Here is a 22,218-nt window from a genome sequence, read left to right as displayed (position 1 = left end):
TTTTACTTGTACATGAAGGGATGATTTTTACAATGGCTCAAGCAAAGCGCAGAGGAAGAAAAAAGCAAACACCTATCATTTCAAATACAGGCTTTATCGGCTCTGTCTTTATTGATACATTGGAGTTACAAAAGAAATCCTATTATTTCGCCCGTAAAAAACTTCAAATTGTTCATCACGTATTAGATGGTCTATCTGGGGCAACAAGCTCTCTATTTAAAGAGCATAACATTTCAGCATACATGTCATGTGTATATTTACATAAACAAAAGAAAATCGGATTTGTTCTTTCAACGAAGCCTTTTGAACAAAGTGACGGTGTTGCTTACTTTATAAATTATTTAATCGAAAAGAATTTTTACGGTAACGAGGAAGTAGAATATCAAGAAGTATATAATACAGGTTTTATTGGTGTAGTATTCGCCGATTTATGTAGTATAGATCGTTTTAATTTCGAGTTTGAAATGGGGATGTTAACGAAATTAATGAAAGATATGATTATTCCGGTTAAAGAACTCTTTTTACGCCACAATGTACCGGCATACATTTCCACTTCTCATCTAGAGGAACAAAACAAATTAGGTTTCGTTCTATCTGTAAAACCATATGATGAACGTGCAGAAGCAGATTTATATTTTGAGGCGTATTTAAAAGAACGCGGGTTATTTATTGGTGATGAAGAAGACGATATTGATAAGATTGTTATTAGAAAAACAGCTGAATTACGATAGATAAGCGCAGGATGATGATCCTGCGCTATTTCGATATTATTTAATTACGTTCAACACTATACCCTTTTGAATGAATTTCTAAATTCAATTTATTTGAGTAAGCCTGATTTAAAATAAGAAATACGATTCCTCCTCCAATTGGAAGCGTGTAGGATGGAATATGATTTAATAATAGACCTGATAATGCCAGTGCTATCGGCTGCATCATTTTACCTAAACTTAATCCAATACTAAGCACTCTGCCCCTATATTCATCTGGAATCTCTCTTTGCATAAAATAAATTAAAGGGATATCGATTAATGCTATCATTAACCCTAAAAAGAACATAATGGCGCAGTACATGGTCACAAATACAATTTTATTCACTTCAATACTTTTGAATAGAACAGGTGCACCTGAAACTATCATAAAAATTGCCATCATAAAACTTGTTTTTTTCAATAGATAGGAATAAGAAAAACGATTCGTTATCTTTTTTACTATTATTGCACCAACTATCATACCTATTGGAAAAGTCCCTTGGATCAAACCAAATTGTTTAGAACTAATGTTGAGAACTGTATTCATAATGTATGGCAATGGAACAGTTACAGAAAATCCTAGAAAAAAATTAAGTGAAATTAAAATACGAAACGTATTTTTTAAGCTCTCCCGCTCCATTAAGTAAGAGTATCCCTCCTTTATATCTTTCATAAAATTAATTTCCCTTATTGAACATTCCTTATTTATGTATTGCTCGCACAATTTAAAGTTGATAAACAATATGGATATAGCCGAAAGGATAAATGAAATACCGTTAATAATTATAAAAGTGTTCATCTCAAAGACTGCAAAAACAATGCCCCCTAACATAGGCCCTAGAATTAAAGATATAGAATCGATAATTTTACTTATAGAGTTAAGACTCATTAGTCTCTCTTTAGAGACGATATTTGGTTTTGCAGCCTCTAAACCTATTACAAAAAATGTTGTAAATACTGTCATCAGAAAGGTAGTAGTATAAATGATGAATAAGTTTAACCCATAATAGTTGCTTACTATATAAACAGTTATTAATAAGCATCCGCTTAGTACATCCATACAAACGACGAGTTTCTTTTTATCAACCTTATCAGCAATTACACCGGCAAATGGATTCATAACAATCATTGGAATCGTTCCTAAAATAAGCGTAATCGCGAAATTTAAAGCAGATCCGGTTATTTGTAATACATACAATCCTAATGCAAAACTATAAATAGAGCTACCGAATATTGATACTGTTTTTGCAATTGAATATAAACAAATATTCCTTAGTTCTTGGTTTCTTTTTTTATTTTCTATATGTAACCGTAAACTTGTCATAACTTTTCCCCCTGCCTAATTTTGTGTTACGTACATTGTAAGTTCTTGGGTCAACCCAATCGCAATATGTACGATTTGAATAATTTTAAGGGGAAATAAATAAAAGATGGGGTTACCCCCATCTTTTTCCAAAAAATGAATATGTATAAATTTCTTCACCTTGAACAAAGAAATCCTCGTACTTTCCGCCTCGTTTCAAATAATTTGAAGTACTTTCATCAATGGATTGAAACTGTAGATTTTGGATTTCTTTCTTTATTTTTGAAAGTGAAAAATTTGCTCGAAAGTTATTTGTAATTTGGCTATTTAAGCTGAAATTTTTAAATAAAATAAATAAACTTAATAAATAACAATTGGATTTAAAAAGTGGGTTTAATTCGTGAAGTAAAAAATCCGCATGTTCAAAACTATAATTGCTCGTACCAGAGTGATCAATTACAATATCTACTGACCGATTTTGAATAGGGATGTTCAAAAAATCCGCACAGATAAAGAGAATATTTCTTCTCGGATTTTTTCTCGCTAATACGTCTTTTAAAAATAAAAGTTTATTGAAATCTCTATCTACTGCGATGTATAGGCAATCTTCGGGTAGTTCTTCATAAATGCTCCTCAAAAAGAACCCAAGTCCTGATCCTATATCTAGTATTAATTTGTTATTTAAATCTAAATGTATTAGTTTCTTTTTCGCCCATTCCCCTTCTTTAAGCATATTTTCCAAATATGCATTATCAGTTTCATGAATATAATCCGAAATAGTATCTTCAAGTGACGTTCGCTCATTTGCTTTAAATGATTTACCAGCAGTTATTATTCCTGAAGTAATTATATATTCTTCACCACAATTACAAATTAACTTTCCCTCGGTAATTTGATTGTTATTAATAATTCCATCTTGAAGAATTAGTTTTTGTCTACACTTAGAACATGTAAGTAAATGTAGTATACTTAAATCTATCCCTATAATTGTATTGGAAGTTTCATTTGTTAATAATAAATCATGTAACACTCCCTTTAATTTATCCCGTTTCTTCTCCAAAAGTTCTATTTCCTGTTCCATTTTGTCATATTTTAGTTTGAATAAAGATTGGTAAAAGATATCTTTTTCGTAATTCATAGATTTTGCTAAATTTTTATAAAAAAATAGTTCTTTGATTTCATTCAAGCTAAATCCTAGATCTTTGTAATGTATTATAAGTTCTAAATCTGTTTGACAATACTCATCAAAAAAATAGTGGCCTCCCTTTTTTTCAGGAATAATAAGACTGAGATCCATATAATGTCTAATTGTATCAATACTTAAGTTATTTACTTCTCCAAACTTACCGATTTTCATAATATCCCTACCATTTAAATATTTTTTTATATAGATTTCTATTTTTACCTTTAAAAATCCTTTCACCTTTTTTATCAACAATATTTACGGAATAAACAAATGGTATCATTTATATTGTTGTGCCTAGTAATATAACATGCAACTTTTGGTTTAATGTATGTCAAATTATCAGTATTAGAATTATTAAACCTCAATAAATTTATTAATTTCTACTTAATGAAATGTACCTATAAACGGTGAACTATTGGAGTAGGATTACTGTAGAAGATTACATAGGGGTAAAGTGAAAAGTGATATGTTCTGTATTTTAGGTTGTATAATGCTCACATAACGTCTCATTATCGGTAGCAAGGAAAAGGCGAAATCTTCAATTAGGATGATGATATAATTAAGTGGGAATTTACTTTATTTTATAATTTATGAGGTGGGAAATGGACTCTTTAGAATTAAATAAATCTAAATATATTATCTCGAACATCAAAGATATTCTGTATAAAAAGCTTATTCTTAATAAACCACTAACCAAAGGATACTTACTGGTTCGTTATACAAAACCAACATCTCTAGCAAGATCCCGTAAGGCATTTGGAGATAAAAAACTTTGAATGTCCTGTGCAAATAATTGTAATTCATCAGATACAGGAATAAACATACAAAAACGCCATCCTTTCCTATGATTCTAAAAATAGAATAGCGTAATTTTTAATTTAAGGAAATTTTGTTCTGCTATCTTAATAGCAATGGGGAGCTACTCCTATAAGAGTTGAATAGTAAACATTTCTTTACCTTTTGGTAAAGAAATAATCGATTTCAAATGGCTCTCATTTAATTGCGTACTTAAATAAGAGTTCTCCATTATTTAGGTCTCTTTCATTCATAAACTCGAATCCTATACTTTCGTATAAGTTATAAGCTGTTCTGTTTTCCTCAGTGACACTTAAATATATAACGTTTACCCCATATTCTTTTGAAACTATATTAATAAGTTTCATCATAGCAATTTTCCCATAGCCTTTGCCTTGATATTTTTCATCTATCATTATTCTATCAATCCAAGTATCCTTATTAGGACCAAAAGAACCGTACATAGCAAATCCGATAATTTCTTCATCATAATATATAGCTACCGGATGCCATTCATGATAGGTATTAGCTTCATTTAAACATTCATCTATGGTTTCAATAAATTTTTCTTGTCCAGACCTTAAATTTATATTTCTAACTTTGAATTCATTAGTATCATCTATATCTCTAAAATGTACATTACTCATGTATTAACTATACCCCCATCACTTAAATCTTATTTAATTATCATCCTGCTTGTTTTAAACAATGATTTTTCTGAATATTTAACTTTATTTTACCATAAGATGATACAAATCCGTGTGTTTTCTCATAACAGATTAAAATTGACATACTAGGGGTACAAATACATACCTATCAAGCTAAGATTTTATCGTATCCTCTAAACGGGAATTTTGTTTTTTATAACACCGAAGTTCATTTTTATCGTTATCGATAAGGGAATTCCAAATTAAAAAGCCTAACTTCTCTGCAAATCAAAATAGAGAAATTGAGCTTTTTAGTTATTTCATTTTTTTATTGAATTCATTAACTGGAAGAAGTATTTAGGTTTATGAGTCTTATTTAGGTTATACCATGAATGTAATGTATCTGGTGTAAATACATCTATTTTTTTCAGTACCTCCCTTGCAAATTCCAGAGGAGCTATTCCTGAGGCAGTAACTAAATTCGCATCAGATACCGCAGGTCCCAACTCATAGAACTTTTCTCCTTTATAGTTAGGACATACCATTTTAGTATATTCTAAGTTATTACTTGTATGCTTTCTAGTATCCAAGTATCCCATATTCGCAAGGGCATCAGTTGCACCACAAATTGCAGCAACAATAGTGCCACGCTTTAAAGCTTGGTCAATTTTTTCCAAGATAGGTTGATGAATTTCTTCACTCCAAGTAGTCCCTCCTGGTAAAATTAAAAGATCTTTACTCTCAAGAGTACATTCATCAAGGGAAATATCTGGTTTTATCCTCAGTCCTCCCATAGTAGTTATCATTTCTTTATTAGCTCCTACTGTAATTACTTTTAAAGGTGCTAAATCTTTTTTGAAATATCTTCCTGAGTTTAGTTCAGCAATTAAATATCCATATTCCCAGTCCGACATTGTATTAAATACATATAAAAAAGCTTTTTTTGTTTGCATCTAATAACACTCCAATCACAATTTATATAGCTATTATAATATAACTTCCCTGACAGTTAACGTCAGGGAAGTTATCATACTTGATGAAATTTTATTAATTCAGACAGAACTTCAATAATTCTATTCTTAAGACTTATTGGCTCAATAACTTTAATAGATTTATTGTACGGTAAAAGTAAATAAGGTACATATTTATGTATCATATCTTTTTCAAGAAGAAAAACTGCTTGATTTGAAGTCCGTTCTTGTAAATAATGTCCTAAAAACCAATGTTGGCAAATATCAGCCAATACATTTTTATCCCCATTAATAACCAAAGAAATAATACTTTCCTTATCTTCTATAGTTGGAAGAAGACTTTTTATAAAAAAATCACTTGCTGAAAAATTATCTGGCCGGTTAAACTTATTTTCGGTTTGTATTAAACTTTCAATTCGATCTACTTTAAAACTACGGATATCATTCCTAAGATGACAAAATCCAATTACATACCATTTATTATTCCAATAGATAATTCTGTATGGATCGACCGATCTATAATTTAATTGCTTTTCGCCACTTTTATGGTAAAGAATTTTTACTGAATACCCGTTAGCTACGGCCTGCTCCAACTCCTTCAAAAAAGTTTTTATAGAAAGTGAACTTAATCGACTTATTACTTCAAGACTAGTTAAATGTTGGTTTATCTTTGTTTCTTGATCTTGATTTGAGTATTTACTTAGTTTTGAAATGGCCCTATTTAATGCTTCACCTCCATAATATCCGGCTTCTTCTGCAAAAACAGCAGCGTGAAATAGTGAAGTTTGCTCCTCAAAATCAAAAAAAAGAGGAGCCTCTACAAAATTGTTCAATAAAGTGTATCCACCGTTATGTCCTGGTTCTGAAATTATAGGTACGCCACTAGTTGAAATTGTATCAATATAACGATACACAGTCCTTATATTTATCTCTAACTTTTCTGAAATTTGTTTTGCAGTGATTTTTTCACCTGAACGAAGCATCCATAGAATTGCTAGCATATTGTCAATTTTAGGCATATAATTTCACCTCTATATGAAACTTATTTTCTATTATATATTTCCGATCTTTGGTATAACTCATCAACTGTTCCTTTCCGATAGCTTTCTATATAATAAGCCCTAGACACATTTGTAATTTCATAAGTTTTTTATTTACAGTCATATCTCCCTCTTTATAAAGCTTTACTGCATAATTCATTCCTGCATGATTTTTATGGTACTTCTTTGACCGACCTTTAAACTTTCTTTCGTTCAATTCCTTCGCGCTATCGCATACGGATAAGATCACGTTCTAATCGGTTTACACCCGCCATAACAGTAATTAAGAATTAGCTGTAGGGATTATCTTCTGATAAATCTAGCCATGTATCTTTTAAGGATATTAAATTTGCCTTTTTACTCCGTATGTTATCGATTAATTCAAATAAATCTTTTGTACTACGAGTAATTCGAGTTAAGTCCGTAACATAAATGATGTCACCTTCTTGTATACCATGTAACATTTTTGGGGGTTTCTTACAATCTTTCGTTTCTCTGGGGACTTTTCCTTCAAATTAATATCCATTCCGATTTCGTTCAGTTGCTGAAATGGCCTTGAAGAATTTCGGTTAATTGAACTGACACGTATAATAGTGTAAATGGTACTACAAGCGTAACTAGTTTCTTTACTTTCATATTAACCTTTCCCCTTAAAACTAAAGAGATTTATACCTATGCATATAAAAAGATACATCTTTTATATGGTATTGGTTAAATTTGGATGAATATTATTTTATATTGAAAAAATAAATACGTCAAAATTATTTTAGGGAAATTATAAAAATCATATTATATATAGATTAACAAGCTAATGAAAAAATGCCCTCCTAAAACCGAAAAACGTGTTTCTATCTGAGAATTTATAAAAAATGATGACGTTTTTATTTCTATTTGTATGTGTAATAAATTACACCTATTTCCTTGAGAATTTTAAAGATTCTCATCCCCAATACCTTACGAGTTATTGCTACAGATCTTGGTTTTGTACAAAAAACAGATAGAAACCAAGAAAAAGATTTTATATCTTTTTATGTTTAGAGGCGTTAAAAAATTACTACACCTCCTTCATATACGTGTAATATACAGGGATTTATAACTGGATATAGAACATAAAAAAGAGATGTTTATATTATTAATAAAATGATATACATAAGTGGAGGGTTAGAAAATGAAAATTGCAATAGTCTGTTTCGATAACTTTACCGATATAGATGTTTTTCTACCATGGGATTTATTAAATCGTGTACGTTTAGTCGGTGGTATTTCCGATTGGGATGTCCAGCTTTTAGGGACGGAACAATCTCATATATCTATGTCTGGCTTGCGTATTCCCATGACAGGAAGCATATCTGATATCCCTTTTGCCGACGCTGTAATTTTTGCGAGTGGTAAAGGTGTAAAGGATTTATATAAAAATCAACAATATATTAATAGCATTCATGTAGATCCTCAAAGACAATTAATAGGATCTATGTGTTCTGGTTCACTACTATTAGGAGCTAAAAAATTACTAACTGGTAAAAAAGCTACTACATATCCCTCAGCAGTAGAACAGCTAAAAGAATTTGGTGTAGACGTTATTGAGAAAAGTTTCGTAAACGAAGGAAATATATCGACTGCTGCGGGTTGTTTTGCTGCTCAAGAACTATCGGCTTGGATTATAAGGACCCTACTTAATGAAGAAATGGTTGATATTGTACTAGAAACTGTTCAGCCAGTAGGAAAAGGTTTATATTTTTAATCTCAAATCAAGTCAAGAAATTGTGGTTGCTCTCCAAAAATGATAAAATAAGATTTTTGTTTCGAGTTAACACAAATTTCGTTCTAGAGTGCTATAAAACTTCAACTTGATGGTGGCGTGGTATGCACCATTTATAAATAAAAAAACCCGCGTATCATTCACGGGTTTTCTTCTTAATAACTAATTGCTATTGTACCTTCACCTGCATGTACCGCAAATGAAATTGGTAATGGATATAATTTGAAATCCATTTCAGGGAATGCTTGTCTAATATCTGAAATCCATTCTTCAGCTCCATCTTTATCGTTAGCATGGAACATGTGAAGTACTTTTGGTAATTCTTTTTCAAGTTCATTTTTAATGTATTCTCGACATTTTTGGATTTTACGTACTTTCTTTTCAAGTAAAAGCTCTCCACCTTTTACTTCTAATATTAAGTTGACACTTAATAAACTTCCAAGTAAAAATTGAACTCCCTTTACACGTCCACTTGCATAAAGGCCTTTTAAACTTTTCGGGAATACGTGGAAAGGTCTTCTTTTTTCATCTACTAATGTTTTGTGTATATCTTGTAAAGTCATACCATCATTGTATAACGATTTTGCTTTTCTAATTAGTTCGTCCATTGGATAACTTGTTGTTTCACTATCTAATACCGTTAATGGGAAACCTGCCATTTCTGCAGCTAACTTCATGTTTTGATAGGTTCCACTTACTTTTCCGCTAATAGCAACTGCAAATCCTTCTTCATATTCTTCTTTGCATTTCGAAAATAACTCTACCATTTCCCCTATGTTAGGTTGTGATGTAGTGACAGTTTTACCTTCGTTTAAAGCATTATAAACGCGCTCACGCACACCTTCTTCACAATCTTTGTACGACACACCATCAATAATAACTTCAATTGGGATAACAAAGTTATCTCCTTCTGTTGTAAAACTCGCAGTTGTACTATCAGTAATCCAAGCAACACGCTTCATGTTGTTCCTCCCTTAATTCAATTCCTCTTTTCTAATTTTTCTATATATTTATGTTATGAAAAGAGAATATCCCTGTAATAGTAACAGGACTTTATTGTTTTGGCTATAGTAGATAGATGATAAATGTGAATATTTCTTGTCTTTTTCACAAATTAAAAAGAAAATCAAGAAATTTGCTTGATTTTCCTTTTATCCTACATTATTTAAAAGTTTCATTATCTAAAATCACAACATAATCATTTGTTAATCGTCCGGCTTCTTTCGTATAACTAACAAGTCTTTGTACATTATCACAGCTAAGTTTTGCACCCCATACGAGTAATGGTACGCCGATAAAGTCGATGTGAAACCTTCTAGAAAACAGACCGCCAAAAGTCATTGGTAAAGGTACTGTTGGTGATGTATTAGAAAAAACAATCTTTTCATGACTTTGATAATGTTTTTGCAGAATCTCTCCTAAATGCTTCATCGCAGGTACAACGATTTTTGATGCGCCGCATCCAATCGTATAAACCGGGTTACCATTTTCATCTACTCCATGAAAAATAATTTTCCCCATATCTTCAGTTTTCAATTTATTAAAGTAATCCACATTTAATATTTCTTCTTTTGTTAGCTTACGATCCGTTGGTAATTTATTTAAATGATAAGCTGCTGCAAGTGCAGTTGAATGCGTTCCGCCGAAATCCGTGTAAATGAATATCATATGATCATCCCTTGTTATAAAAGTTCAATGTTATTTAGTATTACCGTTCACAGCATTGATAAACAAGGGATGAATGTATTTATACTTTTTTATTAATGTATTATTCATTTCCGATTATACTATTGTCTATTTATTATGTTACACCATGTAATAGCCATAAGCTTATTTATAAAAGTAAAAAGACGTACTTTTGACTCGTACGTCTTTTATCATCTTTATTCAAAATAAATGTATACTTTAACACGTATGAATTGTTAGTTATCAATAGTTTCTATTCTTTTAGAATCCGTCTCATTAAATACTTGAATGTTAAATTTAGCAGCTAGCATAATAGTGATTTTATAAATAAAGTATCCAAGAATACAACCTATAACGTTACATATTACATCATCAATATCAGTAACTCGTCCCACTCCACTAAATAAAGACTGAATTAATTGTAGCAATTCAATACTAGTTGATATAGAAAATCCTAATAAAATTGTATTTTTGAATTTTTTATATTTATCCCATAGGATTGGTGCTAAAAATCCTAAAGGCATTAATAATAAAATATTTCCGCCTACATTTCTTATAATTAGACCAATCATAAATAGGGCATCTCCATCATAAGCACTACCAATTTGATTGATGTCTTTAATAATTGATGCAAATGGTATTATATTGACCGAGCGATTCAGATTTTCAATATTAGAAGGAAAACCGATTGGTAAAGGGAATAAAGTTACTGCAACAACCATACAAATGTAGACCAAGAATAAAAAACTTATTATTTCTTTCCACCAAATCACATGTTTTTTATTTTTGATACCAATTAATATTCCACGTACAATTAAATAACAAATAACCCCTAAAATAATAAACAAGCTACCGTTGATCATATACAAATTGTTAACACATCCTTTCATATGAATTAATAATTAAAATTTATAACTATATAGTAATGTTTTTTAATTTAAAAATCCATATATCCATATGTAATCGTGCAGAATTAGAAAACCCCTTATTTAGTAAATAAAGGGTTTCTCGTTAACTAAAATACTTTTCAAAACAAAAACAATCATGCACTCGTTTAAATTGTTTTCTTATGTCTTCTTTATTTTCACCTGTATAATGAGCAAATGTTTGAACTGGATATAACTGATCTATATTACTTTTCATTACACCTTTTATCTCGTCTGTGTGATCGCTATATACGTGTAAATAGGAATCTACTTTTACAAATCCGTTCTTTTCATACCATCCATGTACCCATAGATTGTCCCTAGTCCATGCTTCTAGGCGATTTAGGTTACGTTCATTCGCTAACTTCTCCGCTTCCTTTAATAGCTGATTACCAATTTTCATTCTACGGAAATCCGGATGAACTGCAATATGCCAAATCATACCACCAAGACCAGTTCCTCTTGAACAAACTGTACGTTCTTCTAATTCATATTCGATATCTATTAAACCTACAATTTGATTTTCATATACAGCTACTAGTTCAATAGCCGGATGTTCATATCTTTCCTTTTCTCTAAATACATTATCGTAATAAGCTGTATCTAAAAAAGATAACACACGGCAACGTACCCAACCGGTTTCATCCTCTTTTCTATACGCTCTAATTTCTATATCCATATAATTAAAAACCTCCTTCTATTTCTATCATTAATTTTTCGGGTCCTGCTTCTTTATTTGATGGAATAACTAATGTAATTCCTAAGTCTGGATATACGGCCGAACGAAAACTGACGCCTGGGTCATATCCCATTACATGATATTTGAATATCTTGTTTTCTCTTGTTTCAATCCATATTCCATAGCCATAAGATTGATTATTATTTACTTGGATGTGAGGAGTTAAAAGTATTTTTGTATATTCTTGGCTTATAATTTTATAGTTAAATAACGCTTCCCAAAACTTCAGCATGTCTGACGCAGTAATAAAAGCTCCACCATCCGAACCACCTTTTATCGGAATAGAGTAAGCATTTGTTCTCCATGTCTGGCTAATTTCATCTTTTATATATCCGAGAGCTGTCTGCCTTGGTAATCTATCTAAAGAAAAATAGCCCGAATGATTCATACCAATTGGATTAAATATGTTTTTTTCTATATACTCCGTAAATTTAAATCCTGTCTGTTCTTCGATTATTAATCCCAGTATGATAAAACCTGCATTGTTGTAGTGAAACTTACTTCCTGGTGCATACATCATATCTCTGTTTTGAAATAATGGTAAAAAGTCTTTTAAACTTTTTAATAAATACATAGGTGTTTGTTTCCAAAGATCTTCGAAGTTATCCATAATACTTTCATCAAAATAATCTGGAATACCCGAACTATGCGTCAAAAGGTGATGTATTGTAATATCTTCATTAAAGTTTGGAAAGTTAACACTTAAACACTCTTTTAACTTTGTTTGAAAAGTAATTACCCCATTTTCAACAAGTTGACAGACACCGATAGCTGTGAATATTTTACACCCAGAGGCAATTCCAAACCTAGTTTGTAGCGTATTGTTTATACACTCATTTCGATTTGCATAACCAAACGCTTCTTCATAAACTATGCCCTTTTTTTCTTTCACTAAAATTACCCCAGAGAAATCTATATGACGATATGTTTCTTTTACAATGTTATCTATTTGATCTTTTGTTTTCATTACAAAAATCACCCTCGTTTATCAATATTGTTCTCCTTTCTTATATTTCCATATATAGGAGGGATAACCCTCCTATTGAACATCGTAAGATTTAAATCAAAACTAAGAGAATTATTTCGAATGTATTGATTCAGAAGAATGCACTTTAGAATGTGATGGCAATAAAGTAAACACACACAAGATGATAGTAATAAATAACATTACTAAAGAACCTATAATAACCACAAGTTGTATAGAAATAAATTGAGTGGCAACTCCGAACAAAATCGTAATTAAAATGGTGATACCTGCAATAAATAATCCATATATGCTCCCAATCCGTCCCATTATATGGACAGGGACATTATTTTGATAAAAGGTATTAAACCCTGTATTTGCATATGCCATAGAGAAAGATAAAATAAAAAATCCGATAGCAGCTATTAAAAACCCATTTGAAAAAGCATAAATTATATAACCGATTGCGATGAAAAATGATCCTATTCCAATTAAAAATGAAGGTGTTAATTTTTTTGATAAAATTGTATTTGTTATTGCTCCTAAAATAAATCCGGCTCCAGCAATACTAACTAAAAAACCATATTCACTATCTGTTAACAATAAAACTTCTTTCGCAAATGACAATTCAAGTGAATCATTTGCGGCAGTTAACACTATCATCCCTTGAAATAAGAAGTACACGAAAACGATATACAAAGATTTTTTACTGAAATTTAAAACGATGGTCCAATCTTTTTTTAGTACAGCTAGAGACAACCTGTCATTTGATGTATGAATATCAGGTTTTTTATCAAGATTAGGTAGTAGCAAGGTAATTACTCCTGATAAGAGAAATGCTATGGCATTCATATATATAGCAAACTCTGGTGTACTTGCTATTAACAATGCTCCCGCTATCGATGGACCAATTACAGAGGCACCAGACCCTATTAAACTACGCAATGAGTTGAAACGTTGTCTTTGTTCAACTGGTATTAATTTCGTCATATACGTCATCGCAGTTGGCTCATAAATTGCATTGGGCATACTAATAAAGAATACGAATACATAAACGATCCAAAGTGATGGAAGTAATGGTAAAATAGCGATAAATACCGCGCGATATATATCGAGGTGAATCATTAATTTTCGTTTATTTAAACGATCAATCATACTTCCTGACCAAGCGTTTGTAAATAGAGTAGCTAATGGTTTAATTACATATAAAGTAGCAACAGCTAAGGCTGAGCCACCCATATGATAGACAAGTACATTCAGTGCTATTAAGTAAATCCATGCCCCTAAATTTGCAATACCAACTCCGGACAGTAGTAATAAAGGATATTTCCAATCTTTAATTAAGTTTTTCATTTTTGGCCCCCGCTTTCCAAATTGTTTTAAACCAATAAAAAAATCCCACCCCCAAGACTTTTAATCTTAGGGACGAGATTTATTATCGCGGTGCCACCCTAGTTTGTTAATATGTCACCATATTAACCTTATCTGGTACTGCATTTTCATTCATGCTTATACCATAGCTCTATAACGGGAGCTCCCGTCACACCACCCTCTATTAATAGATTCCGATGCGCTGCTCAGAGGCTTGGTTCAATAAAGAATTTTTACTCCTTTTCAGCTAAATGGAGCTCTCTGTGAAAAATTCATCTTATTTACTCTTCTCTTCACTGCATTTGATTTTTTCCATATTATCACAATTTACTTTAACTGTAAATACAAAATAATCAGATATTTATAGTTGCCTCATTTTTGCTTTTCGACCAATTCGGCATATGAAACGCATTAGCTTTTTATGAAGATAAGGAAATAAGGTAAAGAATACGTCCATTGTTTTTTTAAACGGCATTGGACATATAACTAATTTATTTTTATGAATAGCTTTCAGTGCAATTTCAGCAAACTTGTCTGCTGAAATCGGCTTATTTGTTTTTAGTTGTTTTATAATTTGGCCCTTATTCATATTAATTGCAATTGATTTTTCAAATATGGGTGTATCTACAAAAGTTGGACAAAGTACACTTACATTTACACCGTATTCTTCTGCCTCATAATGTAATGACGTTGTTAAACCGACGATAGCATGTTTTGTTGTTGCGTACGCGGTACAAAGTGGAGCAGGTCCTAAACCTGTTGCAGACGCAGTATTAATGATATGACCAAATCCTTGTTTTTTCATGAATTGGTAAGCCAATTGTGTCCCGTAAATTACTCCTAATAAATTTATTTCAATAATATGTTTCCAATTATCTAAAGACATATCGAATACTTCTCCATACATAGCAATCCCAGCATTATTAAACATATAATCAATTCTACCAAACTCATTAACTATTTTTATAATAAGTTCCTCTACGGATTCGGCGTTAGTAACATCTAAATATTCGAACCTAGCTAGTTGATTATTATTTTTTATATTATTCACAAGCTCTTGACCACTTGTTTCATTAATATCTGCGATAATTACAAATATATCTTTATTTGCTAATTGAATAGCTAAAGCTTTACCGATACCAGAAGCTCCGCCAGTTATAATTGCGACTCTTTGTTCACCCATATAAAAAACCTCCTGTTGTTAATACATATAATGAAAACGGACGAGTGTAAAGATTTGAACAATCGTTCTAATTCGCTTGTAATGCTACGCATGTTTGTTTGAAATAGAAAGTAAAAAAATCGTAATGGCTTCATTAAATAAAACTTCTAATTTCTCTGTTTCAAATGAATGAATGAATTGACATAATCCACCTAGCCATGAACCTAATAAAAGACTTGAATCCTCAACATTTTCTATATAAAATTCACCACTTTGTATACCTTCATCCAAAATTTTTTGATATGTTTTTAAAGGGATAACAGCTAAACCATAGAGTTGTTGAATTGTAGAAGGGTTCGCGCTCGGATCAGAGGCAAGTTCTTGTCCTGCTCTTAATAATGGCGTTGTGTAATTATAAAGTACAAATTTAGCTATCCCATATAATTTCCCAGTAGCGTTTGTATACTGTTTTTCTGCTAATTCCCATTTATCGTGCCAATTTCTCATACTGTCTTTAGCTAAATAAACAAATAATTCTTCTTTATTTTTATAATGGTAATATATATGTCCTTTACTATAACCAGAGGCTTTTGCAATGTTATCAATTGAAGTTCTTGTATATCCTTTTAAGGAAAATAATTCTGTCGCCTTCTCTGCTATTATTTCTTTGGCTAAATCGCTATCGTATCGTCTTTTATTCAATGTAGACTCCTTCCGTCGTTTCATACAAAAATTTGAACAGTCGTTCTAATTTCAATATATGTAGGTTTTTCTGTTTTAGTAACTGTTAAGTTTATTATTTCCCCTAAAAATTACGGTGCGTGAAATTACTTGAATCATAAAAAAAAGAGTCTATTATATAGACCCTTCATATTTCCTGAATTAATTTGTATTTGCCTCTGCTAACGGTTGTAACGGTGGTTCTAATTCTAGTTCTAATATATCGCCTTCTTGTATAGCTTGTCCTTTTTCAATACTTTGATTTGTGACATAACCCGTACCTGAAGTTTTTAAATCTAATTTTAATAGTTTAGAAAAATACATAACATCACGCATGGACCAACCTTGTAAATTGGGCATTGTTGCGTTGTTTCCTAATAAAAATATACGATCACCTTCGCTCATTACTTCACCAGACTGCGGATATTGTTTTTTAATTTTTCCTTCTCCTAAAATTATCGGTTGGAGTTTCTCTTTTTTTACATTATTCTCTACCGTATCTATTGATTGATTCACATAGTTTTGCACTTTTAATTGGGATTTTTTCGTTGCATCGGTCATTTGTTGTTCTGTATATGGTTTCACCTTTAAATATTCAAGGCTATTTTTCACAACTGGTTTAAATATTTCAGCGAGTGGCTGAGCTCCATATTCATCTCCCTTTAACTTTGGCTGCTTAATAGCTAAGTATACAATTAACTCTGGGTCATCAATTGGAGCCATACCTAAAAATGAAAAAATATAATTTTCTTTTCCTTCCATATATCGTCCATTTTCAGGATTCGGAATTTGCGCTGTTCCTGTCTTGCCTCCTATTGGGTAACCATCGACTTTATACATTGTACCTGTACCTTTTGAAGACGTAATAACACGCTCCATTAAGTCTCTTACCTTGTCCGCAGTCTCTTTTTTTATCGGATTGCCAACTTCTTTCGGTTGATTTTCCATAATAACTTGCTTGTTTGTTGGATTTACAACTTTGTCAACGATATATGGTTGCATCATTTTCCCGTCATTTGCTATAGCGGTTGCAGCTTGGATTAATTGAATTGGAGTTACTGTAGAACCTTGTCCGAAAGAAGTTGTTACTTGTTGAATTTGTGTATTTAATAATAAAGTATTTTTACTTTCACCAGGTAAATCTATTCCCGTTTTTTGGTTAAAACCAAATTTGTTCATATATTGCTTAAATTTATTTGGTTTTAATAACTGATCTTCTAAAATAGAAAAAGCTACGTTTGATGATCTTTCAAAACCTTCATCAAATGTAATAGATCCCCATCCAAATCCACCATTATGATCTTTTATATCAGATGAACCTACTGAATACTTGCCGGATTGAAAATATTCTTTCCCGTTATATACACCTTCATTAATTGCTGCAGCTAACGTAAATACTTTCATCGTTGAACCTGGTTCATATGCATTTGCGATTGGATCATTTAAAAAGTATTCAATATCCCCTTTATTAGGATTAAAACTAGGTTTACTAGACATAGCTAAAACTTTCCCCGTCTTTGGATCCGCTATAATACCTACTAACATAGAAGGATCATAGTGCTCTTGCGCCTTATTCATCGCTTCTTCTAAAAAACTATTAATTTGTTTATCAAGCGTAAGATATACGTTATTTCCATGTTTAGCAGGTTCTATTTTTCCTATATCATTTGTAAGCGGGATACCTCCTCGCGCTCCCACATATTCTATATTCCCATTTGTCGAGCGCAAATATTTATCTAAACTTTTTTCAAGCCCAAACTTCCCTTCTGTATTTCCTTTATCGTCTGGTCTAGCAAAACCAAGTATATAAGATGCAAAATCTTCATTTGGATACACTCTTGCTTTCTCAGGCATAAAAGAAACACCTGGGATTTTCAATTTTTTAATTTGTTCTTTCTTTTCCCTAGACAAATTCCGGCCAACTTTTCCGATTTCAACTTGCGTACGCCCTTCATGGAAATTCTTTAACACATCTTCTTTATTAATTTCAAGCGCATCAGCTAATTGCGCTGCGGTTTCATCTTTATTTTTCAATTTGCCATTACCTTTCAAATTCACAACAACACGATACGTTGTTGAATCTTGAACGAGCACTTTTCCAGTTTGATCATAAATCGTGCCACGATTCGCTTCCAAAACACCATTTTTATTATGTTGTTCAGTTGCAAGATCCTTTACATTCACATTATGCACGACCCCTACTGCTTGAATATAGAAAAAACGCAAAAGCATAATAAGAAACAAAACAATAAAAGCAATCATAAAATACCGCGCGCCTTTATTCGTTTGAAGTTTATGCATATTTCGCTCCTTTCTTTCACCATTAATTACTACAAAGATGTGCTACAAAATATGTAGTTTTTACTTTCAATACTATATGTTTCGAAGTTTTCGTATGAATTCCTTTAAAACAGTGTGAAACTAGTTATAGTTATTGTCAGTTATTTAAATACTTAAAATACAGTACGTGAAATTTAAGAATATTCATTCTTTTTTTGCATAACACTCAAATTGTTATTGCAAGTAATCTATTCACTTGTATACAACAAAAAATCCTCCTCTGAATTTCCAAAGGGGGATTTTTTCCTAAACTATAAAAGGCTAGTTATGAAATTTAAGCTACATGGTTATATTTCTCTAAAAAACGAATTCGTTTCGCTACGAATGCATACATTTTGAAAACAAGTTTTGCTATTGGTTCAAAAATACGTTTTTTCTGCAATAATAAACAGCTTGTTAAAATCGTTATGACAGCCGCACCCATTACATCTAAAGGAAAATGAACACCTACATACAAACGTGATATACAAACTAATACTGCCCACAAAAGTGCGATATATCTTAACTTTTCTCCTCTAAGAATAAACATGAATGCAATCGATAATACAAGTACAGAATGATCACTAACAAAGGATGAGTTTTCTGCGTGGGGTACTAATTGATTCACATCATATGATACAAAAGGACGTGGATGATAGTATACTAAATGAATAAAAACATTTACTAGCAATGCAATTATTACTGAAAGTGTCGTATACAACACTGTATATTGTTTTCTTATCGCATTCTCTTTCTTTCCGTTATGAAACCATAAGATAAGCATGAATAGAATAGCCACATATGCAGCACTATTTGTAATAGCAATCATTACCTTATCTAAGAGTACAGATGTACCTGCTAAATTGTTTATCCATTGAAATACTGCGTAATTCACATTACTCTCTCCTTATAATTTCTTATTTCACTTGAAATTAAGATACAAGTTTACTTGATTTACACAGTATACAACATTTACACACATTTAGATTTTCACTTTATTCATGTTACTATTTTTCATTTGACAATTATGTAACTATTTACACGCATTAAAAATATATATGATGGAAAAACCTTTAAAATCATATAACCCACTAACTAAAAGTGTATATATTACATAACATATACATATAAAAACATAGGTTATTAAATCATATTTTTATTCCATACGTAGAGCGATATTACCAAACTGTTCTCCCTGCTCCATACGTCTTAACGCTTGAATCGCTTCTTCCAACGAATAAACTTTATCCATAATTGGTTTAATCTTATATTTCTCTATAAACTTAATCATTTCATTAAATTCTTCACTGCTACCCATAGATGTCCCCATAATATCGATTTGATTATAAAATAACGCTCGTAAAGGTAATTCAATTTTATCTCCGGAGCTTGCACCAAAATTAACAATTCTCCCATTCGGTTTTAATACATCAAAGTATTTTAAGAATGTTGCTGGACCTATACTATCAATTATTAAATCTACTTTCCCTCCGCATAAACTCTCTTCCCAATTTCCAGAACTATTAAAAGAAAAATCTGCGCCATATGCTTCGGCAAATTTTCTTTTGTTCTCTACCCTTGAAGTAACACTTACTTTTGCGCCAATTGCTTTTGCAAATAACATAGCAAATGTCGCTACACCGCCGCCTATCCCAGGAATTAAAACATGTTCCCCACGCTTTAATCTACCCTTTGTAAAAAGCGCTCTATATGCAGTTAGTGCCGATAAAGATAGAACGCCAGACTCTTCCCAAGTAAGATATGACGGTTTTCCTACTACATTTTCAGCGGGCACTATTACATATTCAGCAAACGTTCCATCTTTTGGTCCCCCTAACACCTCTGGTAACTCTGGTACTTCGGCAATATTATCCCATCCAATACTAGGATTAATAATGACCTCGGTTTGTAATAAATCAGCTGAAACACCTTCTCCTATTTCTGTAACAATACCTGCACCATCTGACCCTATTACTAACGGTAGATCCATTTCTTTTCTATTATTTATAATAAATAAATCCCTATGATTTAATCCTGCTGCTTTTAACTTTACTTTTACTTCCCCGGCATTAGGATTTGTTTCAGATGAAAGTTTATATTCTAATCCCTCTACCCCTTTTTTATATTGATGTACAATAGCTTTCATTGCTTCATTCCCCCTTAATATTTTCAATGTACTAGAAATATCGAAATAAATAAACTAATCTGTCTCTAATAATTAGATGTATATCGTTATGACAAAAGAAAAAATCCCTCCCTATAAATAACGCAGGAAGGGATTTTTTAAATTTTTTCAGATAAAAATCTGTAATGTTAATTCTTTTGAGTTTTAGCTAATTCTAATATCTTTTGAATAAATGGTGCTTTTGCATTTGTATAAGAAACACGATCAAAAGGATATGTAGCTGCAAGTCTCTCTTTTAGTTCTCTATATTCTTTACGTGCCCATTCATGCTTTATTAGAAAGTCTCGAAATAAAAGATTGTTTTTCCATTCGTCACTATTATAAATATAAACATGTAAATGATGAGTACCTGCTCTCCATTTTCCCTTTCTAAAAAAACGCCAATTAGGTGTTTCTTTTGGAACATACTCATATCCGATTTTTAATAGATCATCAATCCACTTTTCGATAATTTGCAAATCTGTTACGCCAATCATCATATCAATTAAAGGTTTCGCTCCTAACCCTTGTACAGATGTGCTCCCTATATGTTCAATAGCAATACAATCTTCCCCAAATAAAGAAATAAATTTCTCTTTTTCTATTAAATACTCTTCGTGCCACTCTTTTTCATATGGTTTAATAACGATTTGTTGTTCCATTTTATCCACCTTTTTATAATTATTTATTATTATATTTATATAAATTTCATGTGATTCACATAGGATTTTTACAAAACGTGTCGAATACTGAAATATATAACTTAATTATAATAAATGCGAGGTATAATATGAAAGATATTCCAGTTGAAATTCAGTTAAATCAAGTTACATTCCAGTTAAAAGAACATCATAATTTTGATTGGCTATTGAAATTAGGAACCGTATTTGCAGTTTTTGACCAGCAAGATTCAGGTAATATAAGTTTTGGTGTTGAAAAAAATGGCCATAAAAAATTCATTAAATACGCAGGGGCACAAACAATTGCATACGAAGGAACAATAAACGACGCTATTGAACGTTTAAAAAATTCAGTTTTCCTATACGAGGAATTAAAACACAACTCGCTTATAAAACTAATTGAACACTTTCCAGTTCAATCTGGATATGTATTAATTTTCGATTGGTTTGATGGTGAATGTCTTCATTCGCACTGGAGTTTCCCGCCTCCTGAAAAATATAAAAATCCAAACTCTCCATTTTATAAATTTAAGCATTTACCTGTTAGAAAACGAGTTCAATCCTTAAATTCCATTTTTTCTTTCCATACATATGTCGAAAAGAAAAAATATGTAGCGATAGATTTTTATGATGGTAGTATTATGTATAATTTTAATACAAATGAAACGAAAATTTGTGATATTGATTTATATTCTAAAAAACCATACGTAAATAAAATGGGAAGATTATGGGGTTCCTCACGTTTTATGTCTCCTGAAGAATTTGAGCTACACGCTATAATTGATTCGAGAACAAATGTATTTAATATGGGGGCAATGGCTTTCGCGATTTTAGGTGGTGGAAAAGATCGCTCCTTTACAAAATGGGAAGCAAGTAGGGATTTATATGAAATAGTGTATCGCGCAGTAAATGAAAACCGAACCGAACGATATGCATCAGTTAAAGAATTTTATGAAGAGTGGGTAAACGTGTCGAATACTAAAAAGATATAAATCTATATTATTCAAACAAATATATAGTTTATACTATTATCA

At 31.4% G+C, this 22,218-nt stretch carries 20 protein-coding genes, 1 pseudogene and 1 other annotated feature; of the genes and pseudogenes, 3 read left to right on the top strand and 18 right to left on the bottom strand.

Annotated features, from left to right (window positions below; translation table 11 throughout):
* Nucleotides 1-32 precede the first annotated feature (32 nt).
* Nucleotides 33-731 (top strand): hypothetical protein, encoded by a 699-nt coding sequence (locus NST14_RS13560; protein WP_000035797.1) that lies wholly within the window; start codon nt 33-35, stop codon nt 729-731.
* A gap of 40 nt (nt 732-771) precedes the next feature.
* On the opposite strand, the gene NST14_RS13555 is transcribed toward NST14_RS13560, so the two are convergent.
* From NST14_RS13555 to NST14_RS13530, 6 genes and pseudogenes are all read right to left on the bottom strand, one after another.
* Nucleotides 772-2,076, bottom strand: a complete 1,305-nt coding sequence (locus NST14_RS13555) for an MFS transporter (RefSeq protein ID WP_000202837.1) — start codon at nt 2,074-2,076, stop codon at nt 772-774.
* 112 nt (nt 2,077-2,188) lie between these two features.
* Nucleotides 2,189-3,412 carry a MerR family transcriptional regulator gene (locus NST14_RS13550; protein ID WP_000690085.1) on the bottom strand — a complete coding sequence of 408 codons (1,224 nt, stop codon included), beginning with the start codon at nt 3,410-3,412 and terminating at the stop codon, nt 2,189-2,191.
* Between the two features lie 821 nt (nt 3,413-4,233).
* Complete coding sequence (locus tag NST14_RS13545) at nt 4,234-4,683, bottom strand: GNAT family N-acetyltransferase (protein WP_229142745.1); 450 nt, start codon at nt 4,681-4,683, stop codon at nt 4,234-4,236.
* Nucleotides 4,684-5,003: 320 nt separating this feature from the next.
* Nucleotides 5,004-5,636 carry a type 1 glutamine amidotransferase family protein gene (locus NST14_RS13540; RefSeq protein ID WP_001193573.1) on the bottom strand — a complete coding sequence of 211 codons (633 nt, stop codon included), beginning with the start codon at nt 5,634-5,636 and terminating at the stop codon, nt 5,004-5,006.
* Between the two features lie 74 nt (nt 5,637-5,710).
* A complete protein-coding gene (locus tag NST14_RS13535) occupies nt 5,711-6,673 on the bottom strand; it encodes a helix-turn-helix transcriptional regulator (RefSeq protein WP_001124121.1) in 963 nt (320 codons plus the stop codon).
* Between the two features lie 63 nt (nt 6,674-6,736).
* Nucleotides 6,737-7,268, bottom strand: a pseudogene (locus tag NST14_RS13530) (recombinase family protein).
* Between the two features lie 594 nt (nt 7,269-7,862).
* Here NST14_RS13530 and NST14_RS13525 point away from each other — a divergent pair.
* On the top strand, nt 7,863-8,435 hold the full coding sequence (locus tag NST14_RS13525) for a DJ-1/PfpI family protein (RefSeq protein WP_000684439.1): 573 nt from the start codon (nt 7,863-7,865) through the stop codon (nt 8,433-8,435).
* A gap of 173 nt (nt 8,436-8,608) precedes the next feature.
* Here NST14_RS13525 and NST14_RS13520 read toward each other — a convergent pair whose 3' ends face one another.
* The 12 genes from NST14_RS13520 to NST14_RS13465 form a co-directional block, all read right to left on the bottom strand.
* Nucleotides 8,609-9,415, bottom strand: a complete 807-nt coding sequence (locus NST14_RS13520) for a DegV family protein (RefSeq protein ID WP_000831948.1) — start codon at nt 9,413-9,415, stop codon at nt 8,609-8,611.
* A gap of 199 nt (nt 9,416-9,614) precedes the next feature.
* Nucleotides 9,615-10,121, bottom strand: a complete 507-nt coding sequence (locus tag NST14_RS13515; RefSeq protein WP_000576331.1) for a DUF3189 family protein — start codon at nt 10,119-10,121, stop codon at nt 9,615-9,617.
* 254 nt (nt 10,122-10,375) lie between these two features.
* Complete coding sequence (locus tag NST14_RS13510) at nt 10,376-11,008, bottom strand: VanZ family protein (RefSeq protein ID WP_000281836.1); 633 nt, start codon at nt 11,006-11,008, stop codon at nt 10,376-10,378.
* Between the two features lie 142 nt (nt 11,009-11,150).
* Nucleotides 11,151-11,744, bottom strand: a complete 594-nt coding sequence (locus tag NST14_RS13505; RefSeq protein ID WP_000350625.1) for a GNAT family N-acetyltransferase — start codon at nt 11,742-11,744, stop codon at nt 11,151-11,153.
* Between the two features lie 4 nt (nt 11,745-11,748).
* A complete protein-coding gene (locus NST14_RS13500) occupies nt 11,749-12,771 on the bottom strand; it encodes a serine hydrolase domain-containing protein (protein ID WP_229142744.1) in 1,023 nt (340 codons plus the stop codon).
* 111 nt (nt 12,772-12,882) lie between these two features.
* Nucleotides 12,883-14,121 carry an MFS transporter gene (locus NST14_RS13495; protein WP_000792988.1) on the bottom strand — a complete coding sequence of 413 codons (1,239 nt, stop codon included), beginning with the start codon at nt 14,119-14,121 and terminating at the stop codon, nt 12,883-12,885.
* A 65-nt stretch (nt 14,122-14,186) separates the two neighbouring features.
* Nucleotides 14,187-14,445, bottom strand: a binding site (T-box leader).
* Between the two features lie 55 nt (nt 14,446-14,500).
* Complete coding sequence (locus NST14_RS13490) at nt 14,501-15,322, bottom strand: SDR family NAD(P)-dependent oxidoreductase (RefSeq protein ID WP_000504475.1); 822 nt, start codon at nt 15,320-15,322, stop codon at nt 14,501-14,503.
* 84 nt (nt 15,323-15,406) lie between these two features.
* Complete coding sequence (locus tag NST14_RS13485; protein ID WP_001042680.1) at nt 15,407-16,003, bottom strand: TetR family transcriptional regulator C-terminal domain-containing protein; 597 nt, start codon at nt 16,001-16,003, stop codon at nt 15,407-15,409.
* A 180-nt stretch (nt 16,004-16,183) separates the two neighbouring features.
* Entirely contained in the window at nt 16,184-18,322 is a 2,139-nt protein-coding gene (locus NST14_RS13480; protein WP_000549357.1) for a penicillin-binding protein, read from the bottom strand.
* A gap of 313 nt (nt 18,323-18,635) precedes the next feature.
* Entirely contained in the window at nt 18,636-19,235 is a 600-nt protein-coding gene (locus NST14_RS13475; RefSeq protein ID WP_001104979.1) for an undecaprenyl-diphosphatase, read from the bottom strand.
* A gap of 261 nt (nt 19,236-19,496) precedes the next feature.
* Nucleotides 19,497-20,486, bottom strand: a complete 990-nt coding sequence (locus tag NST14_RS13470) for a zinc-binding dehydrogenase (protein WP_000644542.1) — start codon at nt 20,484-20,486, stop codon at nt 19,497-19,499.
* 167 nt (nt 20,487-20,653) lie between these two features.
* Complete coding sequence (locus NST14_RS13465; RefSeq protein ID WP_000437685.1) at nt 20,654-21,166, bottom strand: GrpB family protein; 513 nt, start codon at nt 21,164-21,166, stop codon at nt 20,654-20,656.
* A gap of 128 nt (nt 21,167-21,294) precedes the next feature.
* On the opposite strand from NST14_RS13465, the gene NST14_RS13460 reads away from it, so the two are divergent.
* Nucleotides 21,295-22,176 (top strand): serine/threonine protein kinase, encoded by an 882-nt coding sequence (locus tag NST14_RS13460; RefSeq protein WP_000651948.1) that lies wholly within the window; start codon nt 21,295-21,297, stop codon nt 22,174-22,176.
* Nucleotides 22,177-22,218: the final 42 nt, after the last annotated feature.

This window comes from Bacillus sp. FSL W8-0519 (assembly GCF_038005585.1).
GTDB lineage: Bacteria > Bacillota > Bacilli > Bacillales > Bacillaceae_G > Bacillus_A > Bacillus_A paranthracis.
The sequence above is the reverse complement of the archived record's forward strand: the minus strand, read 5'-3'. Positions and strand labels throughout refer to the sequence as shown.

What these genes read in the sequence shown, in the direction of transcription:
- NST14_RS13560 (WP_000035797.1), top strand. Translation starts at nt 33, where the DNA reads ATGGCTCAAGCAAAGCGCAGAGGAAGAAAAAAGCAAACACCTATCATT.
- NST14_RS13555 (WP_000202837.1), bottom strand. Translation starts at nt 2,076, where the DNA reads ATGACAAGTTTACGGTTACATATAGAAAATAAAAAAAGAAACCAAGAA.
- NST14_RS13550 (WP_000690085.1), bottom strand. Translation starts at nt 3,412, where the DNA reads ATGAAAATCGGTAAGTTTGGAGAAGTAAATAACTTAAGTATTGATACA.
- NST14_RS13545 (WP_229142745.1), bottom strand. Translation starts at nt 4,683, where the DNA reads ATGAGTAATGTACATTTTAGAGATATAGATGATACTAATGAATTCAAA.
- NST14_RS13540 (WP_001193573.1), bottom strand. Translation starts at nt 5,636, where the DNA reads ATGCAAACAAAAAAAGCTTTTTTATATGTATTTAATACAATGTCGGAC.
- NST14_RS13535 (WP_001124121.1), bottom strand. Translation starts at nt 6,673, where the DNA reads ATGCCTAAAATTGACAATATGCTAGCAATTCTATGGATGCTTCGTTCA.
- NST14_RS13525 (WP_000684439.1), top strand. Translation starts at nt 7,863, where the DNA reads ATGAAAATTGCAATAGTCTGTTTCGATAACTTTACCGATATAGATGTT.
- NST14_RS13520 (WP_000831948.1), bottom strand. Translation starts at nt 9,415, where the DNA reads ATGAAGCGTGTTGCTTGGATTACTGATAGTACAACTGCGAGTTTTACA.
- NST14_RS13515 (WP_000576331.1), bottom strand. Translation starts at nt 10,121, where the DNA reads ATGATATTCATTTACACGGATTTCGGCGGAACGCATTCAACTGCACTT.
- NST14_RS13505 (WP_000350625.1), bottom strand. Translation starts at nt 11,744, where the DNA reads ATGGATATAGAAATTAGAGCGTATAGAAAAGAGGATGAAACCGGTTGG.
- NST14_RS13500 (WP_229142744.1), bottom strand. Translation starts at nt 12,771, where the DNA reads ATGAAAACAAAAGATCAAATAGATAACATTGTAAAAGAAACATATCGT.
- NST14_RS13495 (WP_000792988.1), bottom strand. Translation starts at nt 14,121, where the DNA reads ATGAAAAACTTAATTAAAGATTGGAAATATCCTTTATTACTACTGTCC.
- NST14_RS13490 (WP_000504475.1), bottom strand. Translation starts at nt 15,322, where the DNA reads ATGGGTGAACAAAGAGTCGCAATTATAACTGGCGGAGCTTCTGGTATC.
- NST14_RS13480 (WP_000549357.1), bottom strand. Translation starts at nt 18,322, where the DNA reads ATGCATAAACTTCAAACGAATAAAGGCGCGCGGTATTTTATGATTGCT.
- NST14_RS13470 (WP_000644542.1), bottom strand. Translation starts at nt 20,486, where the DNA reads ATGAAAGCTATTGTACATCAATATAAAAAAGGGGTAGAGGGATTAGAA.
- NST14_RS13465 (WP_000437685.1), bottom strand. Translation starts at nt 21,166, where the DNA reads ATGGAACAACAAATCGTTATTAAACCATATGAAAAAGAGTGGCACGAA.
- NST14_RS13460 (WP_000651948.1), top strand. Translation starts at nt 21,295, where the DNA reads ATGAAAGATATTCCAGTTGAAATTCAGTTAAATCAAGTTACATTCCAG.